The sequence below is a fragment of the Jatrophihabitans sp. genome, from assembly GCF_051960575.1.
Classification (GTDB): Bacteria; Actinomycetota; Actinomycetes; order Mycobacteriales; family Jatrophihabitantaceae; genus JBQCEE01.
Map to the genome: position 1 here is coordinate 1 of NZ_JBQCEE010000340.1, position 2,035 is coordinate 2,035.

Consider the following 2,035-nt stretch of genomic DNA (forward strand, 5'->3'; position numbering starts at 1 on the left):
GAGTTGCTCGGCGACCAGGTCGTCGTCACGTCGACGAAGTCGATGACCGGGCACCTGCTCGGCGCTGCGGGGGCGATCGAGTCCATCGCCACCGTCCTGTCGGTGAAGCACGACGTCGTGCCGCCGACGATCAACCTCGACGACCCGGACGACGACGTGCGCGTCGACGTGCCGCGCGAGGCCCGCGAGATGCCCGTCCCCGCCGCACTGAACAACTCGTTCGGCTTCGGCGGCCACAACGTCTCACTGCTGTTCCGGAAGGTCTGATCACCATGACCGCGCTCGCAGTCGTTCCCACCATCGACCCGCGCGACCCGCGCCATCGCCTGGAACTGCTCTTCGACGAGGGCAGCTTCGAGGCGCTGCACGAGCCCGACACCAGCGGTGTGCTGGGCGCCCGCGGACGCATCGACGGCAACCCCGTCACCGCGTTCTGCACCGACGCCACCGTCATGGGCGGTGCGATGGGCAAGGACGGCTGCCGGCACATCGTCGACACCATCGACCTTGCCGTGCGCGAGCGCGTGCCGGTGCTCGGGCTCTGGCACTCGGGCGGCGCGCGGCTGGCCGAGGGTGTCGAGGCCCTGCACGCGGTCGGCCTGGTGTTCCAGGCGATGATCCGGGCGTCCGGACGCGTCCCCCAGATCTCGGTCGTGCTCGGCCCGGCGGCCGGGGGCGCGGCGTACGGCCCGGCCCTCACCGACCTGGTGATCATGTCGACGGGCGGTCGTGTCTTCGTCACCGGCCCGGACGTCGTCCGCTCGGTCACCGGCGAGAACGTCGACATGGAATCACTCGGCGGCCCTGACACGCACGGGCGCCGCAGCGGCGTCGTCCACATCACCACCGCGAACGACGAGCACGCACTGGACGCGGCCCGGCAGGCGGTGTCGCTGCTCGCCGACCAGCGCTCGTTCGACCTCGCGCAGACCGGTCCGGGCCACGACCTGCAGGCGCTGCTGCCGGACAACCCGAAGCGTGCCTACGACGTGCACCCGCTGGTCGAGGGACTGCTCGACGACGGCGCGTTCCTCGAACTGCACGCCCGGTGGGCGCCGAACGTGGTCACCGGCCTCGGCCGGCTGACGGGGCGCACCGTCGGTGTCATCGCGAACAACCCGTTGCGGCTGGGCGGCTGCCTCGACTCGCCGTCGGCCGAGAAGGCCGCTCGCTTCGTGCGCATGTGCGACGCGTTCGGCGTGCCGCTCGTCGTGCTGGTCGACGTGCCCGGGTACCTGCCCGGCGTCGGGCAGGAGTGGGACGGCATCGTGCGCCGCGGCGCCAAGCTGCTGCACGCGTTCGGCGAGTCGGTCGTGCCGCGCGTGACGCTGGTGACCCGCAAGACCTACGGCGGCGCGTACATCGCGATGAACTCGCGCGCGCTGGGCGCGACCCGCGTCTTCGCGTGGCCGGGCGCCGAGGTGGCCGTCATGGGCGCCACCGCGGCCGTCGGCATCCTGCACCGCAAGAAGCTCGCCGCGGCGCCCCCCGGTGAGCGCGAGGCGCTGCACGCGCAGCTGGCCGAGGAGCACGAGCGCATCGCCGGCGGCGTCGGCCGTGCCATCGAGATCGGCGTCGTCGACGAGCTCATCGAGCCCCCGACCACCCGCTCGGCGCTCGCCGCCGCCCTCGCCGCCGCGCCGCCCGGACGCGGCGCGCACGGCAACATCCCGCTGTAGCAGCCGGACTGCCGGACGATCAACGCGCCGCGACGGCCGGGAAGCATCGCCTTCCCGGCCGTCGTGGTCTGTTCCCAGGCCGAAAACCGGCTCATCCCAATCGGGGGTGTAGGAGTTGGGGTTTGAAGCCGCCGGTCTCGAGCAGGCTTCGGGCGATGTAGTTGGTCAGGTTGCGAAACCCGAGTGCGGAGCCGCGCAGGTGTTCGAGCCGTCCGTTGAGCGCCTCGGTCGGCCCGTTGCTGGTGCCGGGTCGTTCGAAGTAGGCGAGCACGTCAGCGGCTCGCTTCTTCAGGGTCCGGCCCAGGGTGGTGAGCTCGGTGAGCACCTTGGGGACGCCGGCGCTGAGGTCGGTGATC

Annotated in this window: 2 protein-coding genes and 1 pseudogene; 2 read left to right on the forward strand and 1 reads right to left on the reverse strand. The window is 72.1% G+C overall.

What is annotated here, in order from left to right:
• Together ACTHMS_RS19010 and ACTHMS_RS19015 are read left to right on the forward strand one after the other, a co-directional pair.
• Positions 1-267: pseudogene (locus ACTHMS_RS19010) on the forward strand (beta-ketoacyl-ACP synthase); the annotation flags it as partial.
• 5 nt (positions 268-272) lie between these two features.
• Positions 273-1,679 carry an acyl-CoA carboxylase subunit beta gene (locus ACTHMS_RS19015; RefSeq protein WP_440308233.1) on the forward strand — a complete coding sequence of 469 codons (1,407 nt, stop codon included), beginning with the start codon at positions 273-275 and terminating at the stop codon, positions 1,677-1,679.
• A 91-nt stretch (positions 1,680-1,770) separates the two neighbouring features.
• On the opposite strand, the gene ACTHMS_RS19020 is transcribed toward ACTHMS_RS19015, so the two are convergent.
• Positions 1,771-2,035: transposase (locus ACTHMS_RS19020; RefSeq protein WP_440308234.1), on the reverse strand; the 265-nt coding region annotated here is incomplete at its 5' end.